The 20,212-nt window shown below is 50.8% G+C and carries 17 protein-coding genes; 9 read left to right on the top strand and 8 right to left on the bottom strand.

Annotated elements, in window-relative coordinates:
- Positions 1 to 16: 16 nt before the first annotated feature.
- The 3 genes from F7231_RS07785 to F7231_RS07775 all read right to left on the bottom strand — a co-directional run bounded on the left by F7231_RS07785 (position 17) and on the right by F7231_RS07775 (position 2,827).
- A complete protein-coding gene (locus tag F7231_RS07785; RefSeq protein WP_166691487.1) occupies positions 17 to 1,513 on the bottom strand; it encodes a GH3 auxin-responsive promoter family protein in 1,497 nt (498 codons plus the stop codon).
- A gap of 53 nt (positions 1,514 to 1,566) precedes the next feature.
- Positions 1,567 to 2,340, bottom strand: coding sequence for a metallophosphoesterase (locus F7231_RS07780; RefSeq protein WP_166691486.1), 774 nt, complete (start codon positions 2,338 to 2,340; stop codon positions 1,567 to 1,569).
- A 103-nt stretch (positions 2,341 to 2,443) separates the two neighbouring features.
- A complete protein-coding gene (locus F7231_RS07775; RefSeq protein WP_085412073.1) occupies positions 2,444 to 2,827 on the bottom strand; it encodes a TraR/DksA family transcriptional regulator in 384 nt (127 codons plus the stop codon).
- Between the two features lie 424 nt (positions 2,828 to 3,251).
- On the opposite strand from F7231_RS07775, the gene F7231_RS07770 reads away from it, so the two are divergent.
- Entirely contained in the window at positions 3,252 to 4,526 is a 1,275-nt protein-coding gene (locus tag F7231_RS07770; protein ID WP_198172200.1) for a Glu/Leu/Phe/Val family dehydrogenase, read from the top strand.
- Positions 4,527 to 4,702: 176 nt separating this feature from the next.
- Here the strand turns inward: F7231_RS07770 and F7231_RS07765 are convergent, their stop codons facing one another.
- Positions 4,703 to 5,848 carry a flavin-containing monooxygenase gene (locus F7231_RS07765; RefSeq protein WP_166691485.1) on the bottom strand — a complete coding sequence of 382 codons (1,146 nt, stop codon included), beginning with the start codon at positions 5,846 to 5,848 and terminating at the stop codon, positions 4,703 to 4,705.
- Between the two features lie 146 nt (positions 5,849 to 5,994).
- Complete coding sequence (locus F7231_RS07760; RefSeq protein WP_166691484.1) at positions 5,995 to 6,444, bottom strand: DUF2147 domain-containing protein; 450 nt, start codon at positions 6,442 to 6,444, stop codon at positions 5,995 to 5,997.
- A 112-nt stretch (positions 6,445 to 6,556) separates the two neighbouring features.
- Between F7231_RS07760 and F7231_RS07755 the strand changes: the two genes are divergently transcribed.
- The 7 genes from F7231_RS07755 to F7231_RS07725 all read left to right on the top strand — a co-directional run bounded on the left by F7231_RS07755 (position 6,557) and on the right by F7231_RS07725 (position 13,083).
- Positions 6,557 to 6,994: an SRPBCC family protein gene (locus tag F7231_RS07755; RefSeq protein ID WP_166691483.1), complete on the top strand. Its 438-nt coding sequence runs from the start codon at positions 6,557 to 6,559 to the stop codon at positions 6,992 to 6,994.
- Between the two features lie 589 nt (positions 6,995 to 7,583).
- Positions 7,584 to 8,495: an ABC transporter ATP-binding protein gene (locus F7231_RS07750; protein ID WP_085412077.1), complete on the top strand. Its 912-nt coding sequence runs from the start codon at positions 7,584 to 7,586 to the stop codon at positions 8,493 to 8,495.
- Entirely contained in the window at positions 8,492 to 9,820 is a 1,329-nt protein-coding gene (locus F7231_RS07745; RefSeq protein ID WP_166691482.1) for an ABC transporter permease, read from the top strand. The genes F7231_RS07750 and F7231_RS07745 overlap by 4 nt, the downstream gene beginning before the upstream one ends.
- Before the next feature lie 129 nt (positions 9,821 to 9,949).
- Entirely contained in the window at positions 9,950 to 10,177 is a 228-nt protein-coding gene (locus tag F7231_RS07740) for a 4a-hydroxytetrahydrobiopterin dehydratase (protein ID WP_166691481.1), read from the top strand.
- 84 nt (positions 10,178 to 10,261) lie between these two features.
- A complete protein-coding gene (rsmI, locus tag F7231_RS07735) occupies positions 10,262 to 11,023 on the top strand; it encodes a 16S rRNA (cytidine(1402)-2'-O)-methyltransferase (protein ID WP_166691480.1) in 762 nt (253 codons plus the stop codon).
- Positions 10,998 to 12,242, top strand: coding sequence for a lipoprotein N-acyltransferase Lnb domain-containing protein (locus F7231_RS07730; RefSeq protein WP_229369714.1), 1,245 nt, complete (start codon positions 10,998 to 11,000; stop codon positions 12,240 to 12,242). The genes rsmI and F7231_RS07730 overlap by 26 nt, the downstream gene beginning before the upstream one ends.
- Positions 12,243 to 12,267: 25 nt before the next feature.
- Positions 12,268 to 13,083 (top strand): inositol monophosphatase family protein, encoded by an 816-nt coding sequence (locus tag F7231_RS07725; RefSeq protein ID WP_166691479.1) that lies wholly within the window; start codon positions 12,268 to 12,270, stop codon positions 13,081 to 13,083.
- A gap of 347 nt (positions 13,084 to 13,430) precedes the next feature.
- Here F7231_RS07725 and F7231_RS07720 read toward each other — a convergent pair whose 3' ends face one another.
- From F7231_RS07720 to F7231_RS07710, 3 genes are all read right to left on the bottom strand, one after another.
- Positions 13,431 to 14,492: an NAD-dependent epimerase/dehydratase family protein gene (locus F7231_RS07720; protein ID WP_166691478.1), complete on the bottom strand. Its 1,062-nt coding sequence runs from the start codon at positions 14,490 to 14,492 to the stop codon at positions 13,431 to 13,433.
- A 415-nt stretch (positions 14,493 to 14,907) separates the two neighbouring features.
- Positions 14,908 to 16,509: a hypothetical protein gene (locus F7231_RS07715; RefSeq protein ID WP_166691477.1), complete on the bottom strand. Its 1,602-nt coding sequence runs from the start codon at positions 16,507 to 16,509 to the stop codon at positions 14,908 to 14,910.
- 595 nt (positions 16,510 to 17,104) lie between these two features.
- Positions 17,105 to 19,048: a KUP/HAK/KT family potassium transporter gene (locus F7231_RS07710; protein WP_085412085.1), complete on the bottom strand. Its 1,944-nt coding sequence runs from the start codon at positions 19,046 to 19,048 to the stop codon at positions 17,105 to 17,107.
- A 170-nt stretch (positions 19,049 to 19,218) separates the two neighbouring features.
- Here F7231_RS07710 and F7231_RS07705 point away from each other — a divergent pair, with 170 nt between their 5' ends.
- Positions 19,219 to 20,211, top strand: a complete 993-nt coding sequence (locus F7231_RS07705; RefSeq protein WP_085412086.1) for a glycosyltransferase — start codon at positions 19,219 to 19,221, stop codon at positions 20,209 to 20,211.
- Position 20,212: the final 1 nt, after the last annotated feature.

Genomic DNA, 20,212 nt, shown 5'->3' with positions numbered 1-20,212 from the left:
TACTTACTTAACAAAGCTAACGCATTACCTGCAAAAGCCCGTCGGCCAGGGTGCGGTCGTTGCTAAGGCGGGGGACTTTGTTCTGTCCGCCGAGCTTACCCTGACTCTTCATGTACTGCTGAAAGGCCCCGCGTGGAAGTGCCGTTAGCTTCAATGGCTGTAGAATAGACCCGCTGATGAGATCGTCGTAATACACGTTCAGCTTAGCCAGTTGCGTGTCGAGGTCCTTCACAAAACGGCTTGTATCGCGCGGTGGCTGACCAAATTCGATGAGCCATTCGTGATACGGTAGCCCTTCCGATGGACTAACCATGGGCGCTACGGTAAATTCAATAACCTCCGTTTCGGGCTGCTGCTGCATAGCGTATCGTAAGGCTTTTTCTACTTCTTCGCCAATGACGTGCTCGCCAAACGCCGAGATGAAGTGCTTGATGCGACCCGTAACCACAATTCGATGCGGGTTTCGGCTCACGAACTTCACCGTGTCGCCCAGCGAATAGCCCCACAAGCCCGCATTGTTGTTGATGATAACGGCGTAGTTCTTGCCTAACTCCACTTCGTCGATGCTCAGGCGGGGCGGGTTTTCGGCGAAATACTGATCGGCGGGAATGAACTCGAAATAGATGCCGCTGTCGGCCAGCAGCAAAAGCCCTTCGGTATGTTGTGAATCCTGATAAGCGATGAATCCTTCGGAGGCTGGGTACGTCTCGATGCTGTCGATGCGTTTGCCGATGCTCTCGAAGAGTCGGTCGCGGTAGGGAGCAAAGTTCACGCCACCGTACACGAAGACCGAAAAGTTAGGGAACACGTCTTTGATGGCCTTGCCGGTTCGCGCCTGTATACGGTCGAAGTACATCTGCACCCAGGGCGGAATACCCGAGATCAGCGACATGTCTTCGGTCAGCGTTTCGTCGATGATGCGGTCAAGTTTGGTTTCCCAGTCGTCGATCGTGTTCGTCTCGTAGCTCGGCATCTGGTTCGAGCGCAGGTAGGCCGGAATGTGGTGATTCACGATGCCCGATAAACGACCGGTATGAATGCCTGCTTTTTCGTCTAACTCGGGACTGCCCGACAGAAAAATCAGTTTCTTATCCAGGAAAGCGGAGTTGCCGGTCTCTTCAACGTAACAAAGCAAGGCGTCGCGGGCCGAGTTGATGTGGTTGGGCAGCGATTCCCGGGTCAGCGGAATGTATTTCGTGCCAGAGGTTGTGCCCGATGTTTTAGCGAAATAAGCCGGTTTGCCGGGCCACAGAATATCGGGTTCGCCGTGGGTAACGCGCTCAATGTAGGGTTTCAGAGCTTCGTAGTCGCGAATGGGCACGGCCTGCCGGAAATCGGCCTGGGTACGTATGTCGGCGAAGTGATGGTCGCGGCCAAACTGCGTTTTTGCGGCGTGGTCGACCAGTTGCCGAAACCAGCGTTGCTGCGCTTCACCCGGCTGTTCGCGCCACGACTGCTGCCGTTGCCGAACCCAGCGGGCCAGCGGTTTACTGAAAGTTGAGCGAATTCCCATACAAGGGCAAAGGTATGGCTTTCGACCGTTTTGAATAGGTGCGGCATTGCCGATTACAGGGTGATCACCGCTGGATTTCGGTAATCGTAGTGTTCTTGCCTGGCGCAATAGCCGAGCATGTTGCTAAGGAGCTGCGTGTTGCCAAGCTGGATAGCTGGGCGATTGGCGTGGCTGTGACCATAAATCCAGTAGGCCGGTTGCGTATCGAGAATCAGCGAGTCCAGGTTGGTTACGAAGCCCTGTTCCAGCAGGCTACCTGTATGGCGCGGGTGGACGCATTGCAACGAAGGCAGATGATGGGTAACCACTACAGTTGGTTCAATAACGGGTTTGGCCAGTTCGGTACGCAGAAAAGCAAGCGATGGCTGGTGCAAAAAGCGCGTGTACATGGCGGGTTTTAGCCGGTTGCCTCTGTAGTTGATCAGTTGGAAGTCGGCCATGCTAGTGCCAAGCTGGTATTCGTTCTCCTGGTCGATATGGCTCCAGAGTGTCGAGAAGAGAAAGCGTATCCCGCCATAGGTACGTGCCACGTTATTCAGCAGAAATACATTGGCATGCAGCGTCTCCTGAAGAGGTTGGTCTAACAGGCGCGCGTCGAGACTGCGGTAGAACTCGTGATTACCAGGAATATAATAGACCTGCCTGAACTGGTTGGAGAGCGTCTTGAAAAACGCTTTTTCCTGTTTTCGTGATTTGTAGTATGCCAGACTGGTGATGTCGCCCGCCAGAATAAGTACGTCGCCAGCCGGTTCAATTGGGTTTGCCAGCAGATAGGTCGCATTGTCAGGGAATTCAAGGTGCAGATCAGAGACGTACTGGATGGTCATGAGCCTAGAATGACAATAGGCACTGACCTACCCGGCGTGGCATGTGCGCGCCGGGTAGGTCAGTGCCTACACGTGTTACGTTGCTGCCCGAAAGCAGGGTTGTTTATGACCGGCGAAGCTTGGCTTCGATCGTTTGCTGCGTATGGGGCACGGCGCGAAGACGCTCTTTTGGAATGAGCTTACCAGAGTCGATGCAGACGCCGTAGGTGCCGTTCTTGATCCGGACCATAGCTGATTCTAACTGGTTGGTAAACTTCTGCAACCGAGCGGCTAACTGGCTGAGGCTCTCGCGCTCGCTGGTGTCTGCACCATCTTCGAGTGGCTTCGAGTTGCCCGATGTATTATCGGTGCCGCTGTCGTTTCGCTTACTGAGGGCCTCCTTAATGTAATTTAGCTCACTACGGGTCGCCTCGAGTTTCTGCGAGATCAGCTCTTGAAACTCCTTCAAATCTTCTTCCGAATAACGCTTTCTCTCTTCCTGAACCATCGGTTGGTTGTATTAATAAGTTGGGTACCGCCCAGCGGATACCACAACAAAAATACAATGCGCTCAGCGTCTTTTCAATAAAACATACGACCGCTTAAATTTTTTTGGAAAACTTACCCAAATGATTTATTACTGAATAACAAACCATTATTCTGAGAACTGCTCATTTAATAATGGAGTATTCGGTTAAAGCTCGGGCACGTAGAACAATATACGCCATAAGTATTTTAAACGATTCTTAGATAAAATAGGCTTTTATCTTCAATTCGTACTTAATCGTTATGTTTACGGCCGCAGAAAAGAGGTAATAATGTGAGCAGTCGGGCATAAATAATGAACCTACTGGCCCTTGCCTTGTTACTTACTATTCTGTTATCGTGCGTTATAGCACTGAAATCAGCACAGACTAAAAATCAACATAGTAATGGGATATATTGAACCAGCTCCAATTAAAGACAAAGAAAATCCGCTTCAATCCATGATGTCCCGTTTCGACGCGGCAGCCCGGCTGGTGGGCATTAGCGACGAGATGTACGACATCTTAAAGGTACCGGCCCGCCAAGTCATTGTGGGCCTGCCTGTAACAATGGACAACGGTAGCATTCGGGTATTTGAAGGGTATCGCGTCATTCATTCTAACATTCTGGGGCCATCGAAAGGCGGTATTCGCCTTGATCCGGCCGTTCACCTCGATGAGGTACGTGCCCTGGCCGCCTGGATGACCTGGAAGTGCGCCGTGGTCGATATTCCGTATGGCGGTGCTAAAGGTGGTATTGCCTGCAACCCCCGCGAAATGTCGCCGGGCGAAATTGAACGACTTATTCGTGCCTACACGGTACAGATGCTCGACGTGTTTGGTCCTGACCGCGACATTCCGGCGCCTGACATGGGCACTGGTCCGCGCGAAATGGCCTGGATCGTCGATGAATATTCGAAGGCAAAAGGCATGACCATCAATGGGGTGGTAACCGGGAAGCCGTTGGTTTTGGGCGGCTCACTGGGTCGTACTGAAGCAACTGGTCGTGGAGTAACCGTAGCGGCGCTGTCGGCGATGGACAAGTTGCGGATGAATCCCTACCGGGCATCGGCGGCTATTCAGGGCTTCGGCAACGTGGGCTCATTTGCCGCTGAACTGCTACACGAACGAGGTGTAACGGTCAATGCTATCAGCGACATTTCTGGTGGGTATTACAACGACCGAGGTATCGATATTACAGCGGCATTGGCCTACCGGAATGCCAACAAAGGCACGCTGGACGGCTTCACAGGTGCTGAGAAAATCAGCAATGAAGAATTGCTGGCGCTGGCCGTAGACGTGCTGGTTCCGGCCGCCAAAGAAGATGTGATCACCGACGAAAATGCGCACACGATTCAGGCGCGCATGATTGTGGAAGGTGCCAATGGTCCAACCTCCGCGTCGGCCGATGAAATCATCAACAGCAAAGGCATTATGGTGGTACCCGATATCCTGGCCAACGCCGGCGGTGTAACGGTATCGTACTTCGAATGGGTACAAAACAGGATCGGCTACAAATGGACGCTCGACCGGATCAACCGCCGCGCCGACCGGGTGATGAAGGATGCCTTCGACCGTGTGTTTGAGACGTCGCAGAAATACAAAGTCCCAATGCGCCTAGCGGCCTACATGGTGGCCATTGAAAAAGTGGCCAGTACGTACACGTTCCGGGGGGGCTATTAAGCGTATCTCCCTTTCGGCTACGGCATATATTTAAGATACGCCGTAATTGAAAAAGCGTCGGTTTCCTGAGTGGAGGCCGACGCTTTTTTGTGGCTGGGTACGTCGTCATGCAGACTGAAGTCCGTAGGGGTTGTATGGCGATACGGCGCACTAAGCGTCCCTGACTCAAGCCCGCGTTATCGCTCTTTTACCAACTCATTCACGATCTTTTCAGAGTCGAGGCGGATACCGCGCAGGATGCCGGTCAGAGGAAGAGCGAATCCGAGGAAATAAAGCCCCTGCAGGGCCGGTCGGGTATCCCAAAGGCCACGGGGGTACCCGCGTTCGTTCGGAATCTGGCGGCCGAGATCGGGCGAGAGTAGTTCAGAAAGGCCGGTTCGGTAGCCAGTTGCCAGCACGATGGCATCGAATGGTTCTTCACGGCCATCCGTGAAGGTGACGCTGTTGTGGTTCACCTGCGCAATGCCGGGTCGAACAGCAATGGTACCGGCTTTGACCTGATCTATTGTGCCCACGTCGATGACGGGAATCTTACCCAGCACGCGAATCTGATACGACGATGGATACGGTGGCGTAATGAGCCCGTACTTCGACAGGTCGCCGATCGTTAGCTTTTGCGACATCCGGGCGGCAAAATCATAAAACCAGTTTGGTAACTGGCTTAGTTTGATGGCCGATGGCTGAGCGGGGCGGCCAAATGTGTCGCGCTTAACAATGTTTACTGGCCCCCGCACCGAAATGGTAGGTTTGGCACCCTGTTCCTGCAAATCGAGTGCTAGTTCGGCACCGGTGTTTCCCATGCCCACAACCAGTACCTGTTGTCCGGAAAACGTAGCTCCGGTGCGGTAGTAGCGGCTGTGGAGTACCAGACCCCGGAAGCCATCGAGTCCCGGCAGATCGGCTTCAAACGGAATTCGGTTGTAGCCCGTGCAAACAACAACGTTGTTGGCTTCGAAGGTGTGCGTTTTAGTTGTTACCAGCCAGCGTCCTTTCTTTCCGGCTGGTGATGCTTCAATGGCTCTGACGTACTGATTAAACAGCGGCTGAATCTTGAAATGAGCCACGTATTGTTCCAGGTACGTCACCAGTTGGTCGCGCGATACGTAAGTGGGATAATCGGCGGGGTAGGGCAGGTGCGGCAAGGCCGATTCTTCCTTCACCGTATGCAACCGGAGCCGGTCATAATGACCCCGCCAGGCCGCCCCCACATTGTCGGTGGCTTCGAGCAGTATAAATGGTTGTCCCAGTTGAGTCAGCCTGCCGGCAACAGCCAGTCCGGCCGGACCTGCGCCAATGATAATGGTATTGGATACGTGTTGCATAGAACGCAGATTGAACAGCATGAAGGGATTAACACCGATTTCTTACCAGCAGCAGACTTAGAACACCCGTTGACAGGCCTATCATCAACTGTACGTCAAAAATCTATGTTAATCCCTTCACTCTGCTCGATCTATCGGCGGTTTTTTTAATTAATCCGCGTCCAGGTTTGCGTTTTGCCGATCAGCGAGATGCCGACATAGCCGCGAACGTCCAGTGTGTTCTGGTTTTTCAGCGTCATTTTGCAGCTGTACGTTTTGCCATCTTCCGGGTTGTAAATCTTGCCGTCGTCCCAAACATTGTCGCCATCATAGCTGAAGCCCGTCATGATGTTGAGGTTCATCATTGGACGGTTTTTTAGTTTGTCGTCCGGGTTTCTAAAATCGAGTTTAGGCTTCCCTGTGGCCGGGTCATTAGGTTCAATCAGCCAGATGAGTTTGCCAAAGTACTTGTCTCCCTGCTTGTAGATCTGCACCCGGCCTTTTTTGGTGCCGTTCAGCCACGTACCTACTACTGCATCGGGGTTGTCGGATGAGCGGAAGGCGGTAGCCAGGAAAGTAATGAGCAGCAGGGGGATAATGAAGCGTGAGACAGTCATACGTTGTGATAAATGAGGGTGAAATATGATTTAACTTAGTCGGCAAAGATAAGGGATTCGCCAATTCCTTCCTGTTAGAATCATACCGTAGGGTTTCGTTTAACTTGCCTGAATGAAATTAACTATCCGTACACCTGTAACGGCTCCGCTTTCTGTAGTCTGGGCTGGCTTTGACCGTGACCTGTTTAATCGCCTGAGTCCGCCGTTTCCGCCTGTAAAGGTGTTGCGATTCGATGGCTGTATGACGGGCGACGTGGTATCGCTGGAACTGAACTTTATCCTCTTCAAGCAGGTATGGAACAGCGATATCATTGATCAGCAGACAACTGATGACGAAATTTACTTCATCGATCAGGGCACCAAACTCCCATTCTTCCTGAAAGCCTGGCACCATAAACACCGCCTGATCCGGCAGGGTACCGGTACTGTTATTGCCGACGAGATAACGTTTCGAACCCCAAGCCGCCTGCTCGATTATGTTATGTATCCGCTCATGTGGGCCCAATTCGCCTACAGAAAGCCGATTTACAAGCGCGTTTTTAACCACTGAAAAAAGATAACTGGCCTAGGTGTTGTCTGGTAGGACAATTTTATAAATTGAGGACTTATTCCTACGTCAAATGAGCCCTTAACTTACCTGAAGCCAATGCCTTACTCGTCAGCTACTGACTCTATCCATATAGACTAAAGCAGCCAGCGGTTCATGGCCAGGCTCATCAATTGGTGGCTGTGGTGTTTGTTACTCAGTTCCGTTTGTGAATGGCAGCGCGTTAGCCGGAAAGTCGTAGGTAGAAAAATGGTGCATGCCCCCGCAGGTACGTCTATTCTTGGTTACAGAAGGCGGGTATTGTTTGGTAACTCTTGCTTTTCCTGACCGTGGTCGACTCTGTTCTGGTTTTGATTGGCAAAGACCGTTTAGGCAACAGATGACCAAAACCATGGTTGCAAGGGCATAAAAGCTTAACCCTGTTACGTACCCATAAATTGATAAGCCCTCACCGACTGCTCGGTGAGGGCTGTTTTTTTGCCTTTCCTGTAGGAATTGAACCGCTCTGAAGCATTCAGGATATTGGGTACGTTGGGGGCGGTTATATTTGACTTACCGACGCAGCTGCGGCTGTTCACCAACGGGAACGCATATGGCTATTCTGGAAACCCGCCACATTACTAAACAATACGCCCAGCATCGGGCGCTCGACGATGTCAGCCTGATTATTCCGAAGGGCAGTATATTCGGGCTGCTGGGCCCAAACGGAGCCGGCAAAACATCGCTGATCCGTATCATCAACCAGATCACTGGTCCCGACGCGGGCGAGGTTTTCTTTGATGGAAAGCCACTCGGACCTGAGCATATCCGGCGCATTGGATACTTACCCGAAGAGCGAGGCCTGTACAAGAAGATGAAAGTGGGCGAGCAGTTGCTGTACCTGGCTCAGCTGAAAGGAATCAGCGAGAAACAGGCGATGGAAAAGCTCAAGATCTGGTTCGAGAAATTCGAGATCAAGACCTGGTGGAGCAAGAACGTAGAGGACCTGTCGAAAGGCATGCAGCAGAAGGTTCAGTTTGTGGCGACGGTATTGCACCAACCCGATCTGCTCATTCTGGACGAGCCGTTCTCGGGTTTCGATCCCATCAATGCGAACCTCATCCGCGACGAAATTCTGGAGCTGCGGAAGAAAGGTACGACGATCATCTTCTCGACGCACCGTATGGAGACCGTCGAAGAACTATGTGATTATATCGCACTAATTCACCACTCGAAAAAGATCCTTGATGGGCCGAAACTGGCGATTAAAGAGCAATTCAAAACGCATACCTATCGCGTAGAATATCAGGGCGACCTAAGCCAGTTACCCGCTGCCTTTACGGTGAGCGACGCGGGTGTCAGCGAAGATGGTTTCAGTCGGGCCGACATCAAGATTCCGGCCGATGCTGCCGTCAATGACCTCATTCGCCTGCTGATTGACCGGGTATCAGTTCGGATGTTTGGCGAGAATATTCCCAGTATGAACGACATTTTCATTAAAGCCATCGGTACCGCTGCCTTATGAACACTATACTTATCATTATCAAACGCGAGTATCTGGTACGGGTCCGGAAAAAGTCGTTTATCGTCATGACTATCCTGGCCCCGTTGCTGCTAGCCGCTTTTTACGGGGCTATTGGCTGGGCAGCTGTTGGGTCTGTTTCGCTGAAGAAAGTAGCCGTCATCGATCAGAGCGGGCAGTTTGTCGATAAGCTGAAAGGCGACGATGAAACCGCCTATGTATACACAACCGAGTCGCCCGAGGCGGCGAAAAAGCAGTTGGTAGCCAAGAAGTACGACGCGCTGGCTATTATTCCAGAGAACGTAATTGAGCAACCCAAAACAGTGCAGATTTACTCGAATAAGAGTGTGAGTTTAAGTCTGCAAAACAAAATAGAATCATCGATTGCCAAGGAGATCGAAACCATCAAGCTGAGCCGATCGGGTATTACGCAGAAGGTAATTAAAGAGGCAAAGACAAAAGTGTCGGCCCGAACGATCAACCTCAGCGACGAGGGCGAGAAAAGTACCAACTCGATCATCACAACGATTATTGGAGGTATCTGTGGCTTCCTGATCTATATGTCGGTGTTCATTTATGGCACGCAGGTAATGCGCGGTGTTCTGGAAGAGAAAACAAACCGAATCATCGAAGTCATTATTTCGTCGGTGAAGCCATTTCAGCTGATGATGGGTAAAATCGTAGGGATTGGCCTTGTCGGCCTGACTCAATTTACGCTGTGGATCTTGCTGACGATCGGCGTGGTATCGGCGGGCTCAGCCATTTTCGGTGCGAAATATGCCAAAGATGCGGCTAAAGCGCGCTCGATGCAGATGAGCGCTGTGCCGGGGCAGGGCGATGTGCAGCAGAAGATGGAAGGTTCGAAAAACCCGATGACTGAGATAAGTGCTGCTATTAGCACTCTGAACGTACCTCTTATTGCGGGCTGTTTCCTGTTTTACTTCCTAGGTGGTTATCTGCTTTATAGCTCCTTATTTGGCGCTATCGGTGCCGCAGTTGATAGTGAAACGGAGACCCAGCAGTTTATGCTGCCCATCACCATACCAATCATCGCCTCTATTGCGCTTGCCCAGTTTATCATCCGTGACCCCGACGGCCCGTTGTCGTTCTGGATGTCGATGGTGCCGCTGACATCGCCCATTATTATGATGGTTCGGATTCCGTTTGGGGTGCCTGCCTGGGAGATCGCGTTGAGCATGACGCTGCTCGTGGCCGGTTTTATTGGTACTACCTGGCTGGCAGCCCGCATTTACCGCGTTGGTATTCTGATGTATGGTAAGAAGCCAACGTACCGGGAGCTGTCAAAGTGGATTTTTTATAAGGCATAATCTTTTACGTCCGGAAAGTCGTTAGACGAGTAGTCCTGAGCTTGGGGAGTCATTTACACACGACTTTTCAGACTCAGGACTACTTGTCTAATGACTATTTAGCCTTTAAACGAGCAGACCTTTACCCCTATGTGGCAGGAAACAGACAATAAACTTGTGCGGCACTTTACCTTTGCTGACTTCACGGAGGCATTTGCCTTTATGACCCGCGTGGCGCTGATCGCCGAAAAGATGGATCATCATCCGTTCTGGACTAACGTCTATAACAAGGTGACCATCGAACTCACGACCCACGACGCGGGTAATACCGTGACCGAAAAAGACCGCACGCTGGCGGCCGCGATAGATAAAATTTAGTCGATAGCCGGTAGTCAATAGTGCGATGCTAAACCACCATTTCGAAGTTTGGCGGCGCGCCTATCGACTACCGACTCACTACCCATGAAACTCTACCTTGTTCCAACGCCCATTGGTAACCTTGATGATATTACGCTGCGGGCAGTAAAGGTGCTGCAAAGCGTTGATGGCATTCTGGCCGAAGACACCCGCACATCGGGGTTCTTACTGAAACACCTCAGCATTAACAAGCCACTGCACAGCTACCACATCTTCAATGAACATGGTACCATTCAGAAGGTCATCGCGCAGTTGAAGGCGGGGAAAACGCTGGCACTGGTATCGGATGCCGGTACACCGGCTGTATCGGATCCCGGCTTTATGCTGGTACGCGCCTGCATCGAAGCCGACATTCCGGTGGAATGTTTGCCCGGCGCAACGGCGTTTGTGCCTGCCCTGGTTAACTCGGGTTTACCAACCGACCGCTTTACGTTTGAAGGATTTCTGCCACACAAAAAAGGCAAACAAACGCGCATGCAGGCGCTGGCCGACGAAACTCGGACGATGATCTTCTACGAATCGCCACACCGGTTGCTGAAAACGCTGGAGCAACTAGCCGAGGTATTTGGTGCTGACCGCCCCGCCAGCGTATCGCGCGAGTTGACCAAGCTGTTTGAAGAAACCGTGCGGGGTACATTGGCCGAGATTCAGGCGTATTTTGTGGCGAAACCCATCAAAGGCGAAATCGTGTTGTGCGTGGGAGGCAAACCTGAAACGACTGAACCGAAACGGAATAAAAAAGGCGATGACTACTATAAACAACGGGCAACCGACGAGGACGATGAAGCAGATGAAGACGATGAATAGCCTACGCAGGTTCAGGTACGTCCTGACGGCCCTGTTCATTGCTCATTGTTCATTGTTCATTAATGTCTCCGCCCAGCAATTATCGCCGTCAGCCCGCGTGAGCCTGATCACGTACGGCCCCGGCCAGGAAGATATTTCGTCGGTTTTTGGGCATACCGAGATCCGGATCTACGATCCCGCTATTGGCTTTGACCGTAATTACAGCTACGGCGGTTTCGACTACGCAGCCGATTACTTCGTCATCAAGTTTCTGCGGGGTACGTTACCATATCATATTTCGTCGCACACCCTGTTTCAGGCAGTCAACTATTACCAGCAGTATAACCGGAGCATTCGTGAGCAGGTGCTGAACATGTCGGTCCCGCAGGTGCAACGCCTGTATCAGGCGCTGGAAACCAACCTGCTACCGCAAAACCGCGAATACAGCTACCGGTTCTACTACGACAACTGCTCGACGCGCCCCCGCGATATGATCACGACCGCCATGGGCGATAGCCTGATCTGGTCACCGCAGGTGAAGCAGCCCACCAAGTCATACCGCGACTGGATGAACGATTACCTGGGCGCTAAACCCTGGGAGCAATTGGGCATGAATTTGGCCATTGGTCGCCCAGCCGACAAAATAACGTCGGGTTGGGAAGCCATGTATCTGCCCAACAATGTGTTTGATCAGCTCACCAAAGCGCAGGTGCGTTCTCCAAACGGCCAGCTGACGCCATTAGTCGCCCAGACGCAAACGATTTTTGCAGGGCAGCAACTGTTCAAAAGCACCTTGCCTATTGTGGTTTACCCCGACTTTGTATTCCTGGTGCTGCTGGTGCTGGTTGCCTTTCTGACGTGGCGACACTGGAATGCGGGTGGGCGTACTGGCATCTGGCTCGACCGGCTGCTGTTTGGCTTTGCAGGTACCTGGGGCTGGTTCCTGTTCCTGCTCTGGTTTGCCACTGACCACGGCGTCACGACCTGGAACCCCACGCTGCTCTGGCTGATGCCCTTGCATATACCCGGTGTCTTCTGGGCTACCTCGTCCAAACGGCATCCGTTTCAGACTAATACTTATTTCCGCATTACGGCCCTGCTGCTGGTCATTTCGTTTTTTGTGCTGAACGCCCCCGGCTTCGCCGATACGCTCTTCGTGGGTACGTTGCTGGTACGGGCGCTCTTCCGCTCATGGGTCAAAACCGAACGGGTTGCGAGCCGCGAGTTAGTACGCGGCTAATTTGCGTACCTATCAACATATCCTCATGACTTTTCCACAACATTTCCGGGCCGAACTCAATGAAATCGCCCGTGAAGCAGGTACGTTCCTGCTGGCTGAACGCCAGAAATTCAGCCTCGACGCCATTGAATACAAAGGACTGAACGACCTGGTCTCATACGTCGATAAAGAGTGCGAGAAAATGCTGGTGCCGAAGCTGCACGCGCTGCTGCCCGAGGCCGGTTTCATCACCGAAGAAGGTACAACCGATCAGGCCGACAAGACCGGCCTGAACTGGATCATTGACCCCCTCGACGGCACAACGAACTTCATCCACGGATTACCTATTTTTGCCGTTAGCATTGGTCTCGCGCAGGGTAACCGACCCATTGCGGGCGTGGTGTATGACCCAAACCGCGACGAATGTTTCTCAGCTGTGGAGGGGCAGGGGGCTTGGCTCAGCGTAGGCGGTGGTGATGAGCAACCCATGCGCGTGTCGGGCGCACAAAAGCTGGCTGACGGCCTGATTGCGACGGGTTTCCCATACTATCGGTTCGAGCAAATGCAGCCCTACCTGCACATTCTGGAGCAACTCATGCAACGTACCCACGGCCTGCGCCGGATGGGGTCAGCCGCGATTGACCTGGCCTATGTAGCGGCGGGTCGGTTCGAGGCGTTTTTCGAGTACAATCTCAAATCCTGGGATATGGCGGCGGGTATGTGCCTCGTGCGCGAAGCGGGCGGCATCGTCACCGATTTCGAAGGTGGCGATACCACTCTCTTCGGCGGCGACGTCGTAGCCGGTTGCGCCGTTCAACCCGAACTGCTGGGCGTCATCAGCGAGTATTGGCAATCGGCGTAGGAACCGGTGCGGCATTCTTGCGTCTAATCTAGTGTCGCAATTTTTGTATCTGCGCTAATCTAGGGTAAGCAATGTGTACGTGTATTGCCTACACCAGCGCAGGAGATATAAAATCTTGCTGTATCTGCGGACCACTCCTCTCGTCGGGACAACAAAAGCAGAGAAAAAGCAGCAAGGCCTGAATGATTGAACAATTTCATAAAAAAACGGGTGCTGCATTTGAACACGTGGTTCAGATACAGCACCCGTTTTTGCTTGTATTTTGGTTGGTAGTGTTTCGCGTATTGCTGACGTCATATTAGACGCAAGGGTGCCGCACCGGCGGACCGGTCTCTACCTGTAAAACGTTATTTCAGAATCGGCTCCAGAGCTTCGCGGTTGGCATCTAGCCAGTCGTGGATGTCGGAGACGATTTCGCGCATGCCTTTTTCGGGTTTCCAGCCGGTGAGGGCCGTTACCTTCGTGTTGTCGGTGATGTAAAGGCGAATGTCGGCGGCGCGGTTTTCGGCTACTTCACGAATCGGGATAGTTTTGCCCGTCACTTCCTGACAGATCTTGGTCAACTCCTGCAACGAGGCGCTGCTTTCGTTGCCACCGCCCGCGTTCAGAATTTCGCCGTTTACCACGTCGAGGTTGTGGAGTTGGAAGTCGATAAGGCGGTACAGGTCGTCGACGTGTAGCATGTCGCGGGTTTGTTTGCCCGTGCCGCCGTAGCCGATGTAGGCCAGTTGCTGCTCGAAATAGTGCTTGGCAATCCATAGCACCATCACTCCCTGATCGATCTTGCCCATCTGCCACGGACCGGTGATCACGCCGCAACGGTTGATCACGGTTTTCAGGCCGTAAAACTCGTTGTATTCCTGAATGAGCAGTTCCGACGCCAGTTTGGTGGTGCCGTAGAGCGACCGCGCGCCGTCGAGGGGGAAATTCTCAGCAATGCCTTTGCTCGATACACCTGGAATCGGTTGGTCGTCGGTAAGTTCAAAGCGGGTTTCACCCTCCTTAAAATTCAACGTTTCCAGCGCCTTAATCGGGTAGATCCGGCTGGTCGACAGGAAGATAAAGGCGGCTTTGTGCTTCAGCGCATAGTTGAGGCAGTTAACCGTGCCGAACAGGTTGGTATTGATCAGGTAGTCGGGCGTACCGTCGAGGCCAGCTAGTACCGAAGGTTCGGCCGAGGCTTCGATGACGGTATCAACGGCGGGCAGCGCGTCGAAATCTTCTTTGCTCCGAATGTCGCCGTGTACGAACTCAACGCCCGCCTGTTTCAGCCGTGAAATGTTCAGTTCCGATCCCCGGCGTTTCAGGTTATCGAGGCAATAGATGGTGTAGTCGGGGTAATTCTTTTTGAGGGCGATGGCCAATGCTGAGCCAACGAACCCGGCCCCGCCAGTAATGAGAAGTTTCATAGTTAGTTTTTTGCGAAGGCAAAATTACGCCAAACTTCAACGCATACTCTTGTTTTGGTGTCGCTAACTGATTCATTGGAATATGGCCCGTGGCATTGTGCACGGACAGAGCCTGGTCTCATCGCTTTAGGGGATGACTGCCTTTCAGGCTCAGAAGTTAGCCTACTTATCAACTAGTTTCAGCCGTGTGCATTCCTGTCTACCTGCGCATACGACGTTCGACGTACCGCCCCAGTTGGTAGGCTTATACGAGCACCGGTCAGTACACCGGATCGATGCCTTAATCAACAAACACGCGTTGCTCTAAACGTCTTCGACTAAAGGCTGGCGACCGGATCCAGCCAATCGCTTTTCAGGGTGTGTGGTAAGGTTGAGAAATCGCGCTTCCGACAGTAATAGCTCACTTACTTTACCACTACTGTGCAGTTGGTTTTTTAGCAGAAACAGCTGGCTTTCTCAAGAGATAGTCGGCAAAGACGTTGCCGCTCGATTCGCCAATATACTGGTCGACAATAGTTTCAATATCCTTATTATAAACGCTGAAGGTTTTTATATGATCGTACAAAAAATCTCTCTCTTTAATCAACGGACGAATCAGGGCAGGAGCTTCGGCTTCTGAACGTGCAGGTTCCAGTTCATGATAGAGTATATGAGATACATGGCTGGTTGTAAAAAAAACAGATCGGGTAATCTCTAGAAAAGGGGTGACTGCACCGATAGCTAAATAAATTAGAACTACTCGTTTGCCCGTACGGCTTGCCTTCTTATCGAGCAAGAAGTTCATCGTGATAATGCACAACAGAAATAAGTATGAGATAGAGGCACGCATGCCGAAATCGTAGAAACGGCCTAGTTTAATGAGCGGGATGCAGGCTAGAATTGCCAGGCAAAATAAAATTGTGTTGTTTTTGGTATATACGTAGAGAATTAAGGCAAGGAGACCCACCTCCAGGAACAGAAAGAGCGCGTAATGCGCCGGATCAAAGAACACAATAGATTTCATTGAACCAGCTCTGTTCATGGAGAAAAAAAGCGCTGTAACTGAGAGAACTGTCACCGCTCCGGCTGTATTGGGAACGGTTAGGTACGTGGAAATAACAGATCCTAGTCCATCAGCACGAATTCTCTGAACAATCCGGAACAAAACATAGGGTAGAAAGCCCAATGTACCAATAGGGGCCTGAAACAGGGCGAGGCAGATAATTAGAAAAATGTAACTTGAATTTCTATTATTGATAAACAGTAATACGCAAAGCCAAAGTGGTATTGTCTGATTGAAAACCCAATAGAGTAGTGTTGTATTGGATGAAAACTGTGCATACACGTCAAAATAGTTGACCCATCGTTCGAGGTGAGACAACAGATTGAGCTCTACTACTCTACCGCTGGTAAGACTGGCAAACAGCGTTCCAACAATATCAAGACCGCTCCAGACAAGCAACAATAGCACAACCACATAGGAGTATTTAGCCAGATACTGGCAAAGCAGCGTGAATATCAGGATCAATCCTACATAAGTCCAGGCGAGTAAGGCAAGGTTAGCTGCGGTCAATCCGAATAATTTTCCAACAATAGCAGCTGGTAGCCAGTAACCGAAGTAGTAGACAAGTAATAAATTATTCTGGGTAAACTGGCGCTCTGGCGGATAGATCGTGCTTTTATAAGTAACAGGCCAATCTTGCTCTACCAAATCGCGTAATACAGCGTTTCGTATATCGTAGTCGAAGTTTTGATACGCTATATTCCCAACGCCAGAGAAGCACAGCCAAAGCAGCAATATACCAGTGCCAATTAACCAACTTTTTTGCTGGTCAGGGGTAAGCGTGTAGGCGTCGAAGGACTGCCCCTTTATGTTTTTATACCCTAGAAACAGGCAATAAATAAGAAGAGGAAAAACGAATAATGAGTAGATGGGCTTTAGCCAAAATAGAATAAATAGTACAAAGGGGATAAGAAGATAAACAAAAGAAAGAGTGTATATGAATTTAGGTTGTATATAACGGGCTGTATTTTTCATAACTAACGTTGACTACGTATGTAAGTAGGCAGTGTACACGAGTGAACGTTTAACTTATGTACGGAGAAGCCAATGCTCAATAGTAGGTAAGTTACCACTGTTTTTTACCAGAAATGATGAGTAGTACTTAGTTTTTGATTGTTTGTACTGCTAATTTATCGATCGGCCTCGGTAATATGCTCATGAAGTAGTTAGTTATTTATCAGGTTGCCCACTTTCTATTTCAGTATAGTTTACCATCGAAAAGACGGGGTGTCGCTTATTATTTCTATTCTGGTAGCATAGAAGTAGTAAACGACACCCGACAAAATTTACGTAGCATTTCAGCCAGGCACTAATCCGATTTACTCTAAACCAAACGCATCCGAATCAAACAGCCCGAGACATACTGACCAACTATCTTTGGTAGCATACACTGAGAGGTCATACCTACGTTATGTGACGCATCCTGGTTTTTCGCTGCACTTAAAGTTATGCTAATGATGTCGCTGGTAGCAGATGCGCTGTGCTGCGAGATACGCATACCATAGTAAAACGCCCACTTCAGGGCTGCATCAGCCCTGAAGTGGGCATGAAATAAACCGACGTAAACCGATTAAGATGGTATCCGTTTGAGTGATATGTTTTCTACCGGGCGAATTACGAGCGGTACTTTTTCAACCTTCACGGAACTGCTGTCGAGGCCAAACCAGCGGTCTTCGGGCGTAGTAAAGGCTTTAATTGAGAAATAGGCATTCATGATAAGCCGCTCAAACGTGGGCAGGTCGTTCTCGAACGACAGGAATTTCTCCAGCACGACGAACCGGAAATCGCCGATTACGTTCTGCCGGTTCAGCGACTCATAGCGACTCGTAATGTCTACTTCTTTATGCCGCACCATATCTTCGATCACCTTTCGCAGGAAGAGATTGATGCGCTGCTCGACCCGGAAACCCAACCGAAACGTGATCTTATAGGCATCATCGGGGGCAATGGTATTCACCTTGTACTCCATCGTGTAAGGGTCATCGGTGGTATCGACGTGTACAAACCAGTAGATATCGGCCCGTTTGGGACGTTTCTGGAAAATGGAATAAATGATTTTTGATTCGATTTCCGATTGCCGGGCCGCGTTGCTCATAAACACAATGTGCGTGGCGTATTTCGGAATACTAATATCGCGGCTGAGTTCTTTTAGCGATTGTAAATAATGGTCGATCCGAACGTATTCGGTCAGGCGTAATTTGATTTTGAACGCCTGAAGCCAAATAATCATCACAACCGCCATCACGCTGGCAATAAGTACCGACACCCAGCCACCCAACGGAAACTTAATGAGGTTGGCGACCAGGAAGCAACTCTCGAGACCCAGGTAAAACACCAGGAAGAAGATGACCAGCCAGGCGTTGTATTTGCGCGAGTACATGTAGTAGCTGAATAGAATGGTGCTCATCATCATAGTGAGGGTAATGGCAAGACCATAAGCTGCCTCCATCCGTTTCGATTCCTGGAAGTATAACACCACCGCAATACAACCCGCATACAACAGCCAGTTGATGCTGGGTACGTATAGCTGGCCTTTCTGCACGCTTGGGTATCGCAGCCGCACTTTCGGCCAGAAATTAAGTCGGATTGCTTCGCTGATGAGCGTAAATGCGCCACTGAGCATAGCCTGACTAGCAATAATTGCCGCTGCTGTGGCAATACATATGCCGATGATCAGAAACCATTCGGGCATGAGTTCGTAAAACGGGTTGCGATCGCCGAGGGCCTGCCCGGCCAATGACTCTACAAAAGCGCCTTGGCCGAGGTAGTTGAGCAGCAGGCATGATTTTACGTAAATCCAGCTGACCCGTATGTTAGCGCGGCCGCAGTGACCCATGTCAGAATACAACGCCTCGGCCCCGGTTGTCGACAGGAATACCGCACCCAGCAACCAGAAAGCGCCGGGAAACTCATTTAGAAACTGGTAAGCGTAAGTGGGACTTAGTGAGCTAAGAATACTCAGATCGCCGGCAATGTTTACGAGCCCCAAAACACCCAGCATAGTGAACCAGACCAGCATGATAGGCCCAAATGCCGTACCCACTACACCCGTACCGAACGACTGGATCAGGAACAGCAATGATAGGATAGCAATAACGATTGGAATGGTATCAATAGTGGGGTAGAGTATGCGTAGTCCTTCAACCGCCGATGACACCGAGATGGGTGGCGTAATGATACTATCGGCCAGGAGCGAACTACCACCAATTATAGCCGGGATTGTCAACCAGCGGGCATGCCGACGAACCAGGGCATACAAGGCAAAAATGCCTCCTTCTCCCCGGTTGTCGGCACGCAGAATAAGGATGACATATTTGAGAGTAGTTTGAAGGGTAATTGTCCAGAAGATACACGATAAAGCTCCTCTGACCATTTCGGGCTGTACAGGTGCCGATTCGCCAATTATGGCTTTCAAGACGTACAGAGGCGAAGTGCCAATATCGCCGTAAATAATACCCATCGCCACCAGCAAGCCAGCAGCGGTTACGGTATCTAAGTGTTTTTTATCTTCCATAGAAGCGAATAGGCACCAGCACAACCTGCTGGCGGCTGAGGCGCGCGCAAAGATAAGAGGTCAATACACAGAATGTTCTTTTCGCTCAACTTCAACTAGGCAGCAGGATAAGTTGACAGAAAACTAGTCGTAGAATCGTCTATTTTTACACCGACATAGCCCATACTGCTTTGAGTTCTACGCTACCTACGCCACTGCGCATTAATATTGTCATACCAGTTTTCAATGATTGGGAGGCACTTTTGCTGTTACTGCAAAAAATTCGCGAAACAGTGGCCCCTGCTTTGTATGATCGATTTGCGTTTTTGATCGTCGATGACTGTTCGGCTACCGATCTGCCGCGTATGCCTGAACCCGTTGGGCAATCATTGTCTATTCTCCGGTTATACAGGAATGTAGGGCACCAGAAAGCCATTGCGCTGGGTATTTCCTACTTAGCCGACCAGCCTATTCAGTACCCCACCGTGGTGATGGACGGTGATGGTGACGACCTGCCTACTGACATTGCGCGGTTACTGGAAACATCGGAGCAGCAGCCCGGTCGAATTGTCTTCGCCCACCGGTCGAAACGCCACGAAAACTTGCTGTTCAGGGTGTTCTATGCGATCTATAAAAGTATATTCCGCTCCCTGACGGGCAAGGTCATTACGTTTGGTAATTTTAGCCTGGTGCCGCCTCAACTGGTTCGCAAACTGGCTTATGTGTCAGAAATATGGAATAACTATCCCGGCGGTATTATTCGCTCCCGGTTACCATATACGGCTATTCCCATCGAGCGGGGTACTCGGTTGGCGGGTCAGTCTAAGATGAATTTTGTGTCGCTGGTTTTACATGGTCTTAGTGCTGTATCGGTACTGATGGATACAACTGCGGTGCGTATTGCGTTATTCTGCGTGCTAACGGCGGGGGTGTCTATGGTGGGAATTGGCATTGTAACCTATGTCCGGTTCTTTACTCAAACAACCGTTCCAGGCTGGGCAATCTACCTGGTTTTTTCGTTTTTTATTGTCATTCTCCAAGCTTTTCTGATTTCGTTGCTACTGATTTTTATCGTGTTAACATACCGAACGCAGCAACACTTTTTGCCCGCTAAACAGTACCGGGATTTCATCGAACGGGTGGATGCTATTTACACCGTCGATACGCCCGCGCCGATACACTAAT

Source organism: Fibrivirga algicola, from assembly GCF_011742925.1.
GTDB classification, from domain to species: Bacteria; Bacteroidota; Bacteroidia; order Cytophagales; family Spirosomataceae; genus Fibrella; species Fibrella algicola.
The sequence above is the reverse complement of the archived record's forward strand: the minus strand, read 5'-3'. Positions and strand labels throughout refer to the sequence as shown.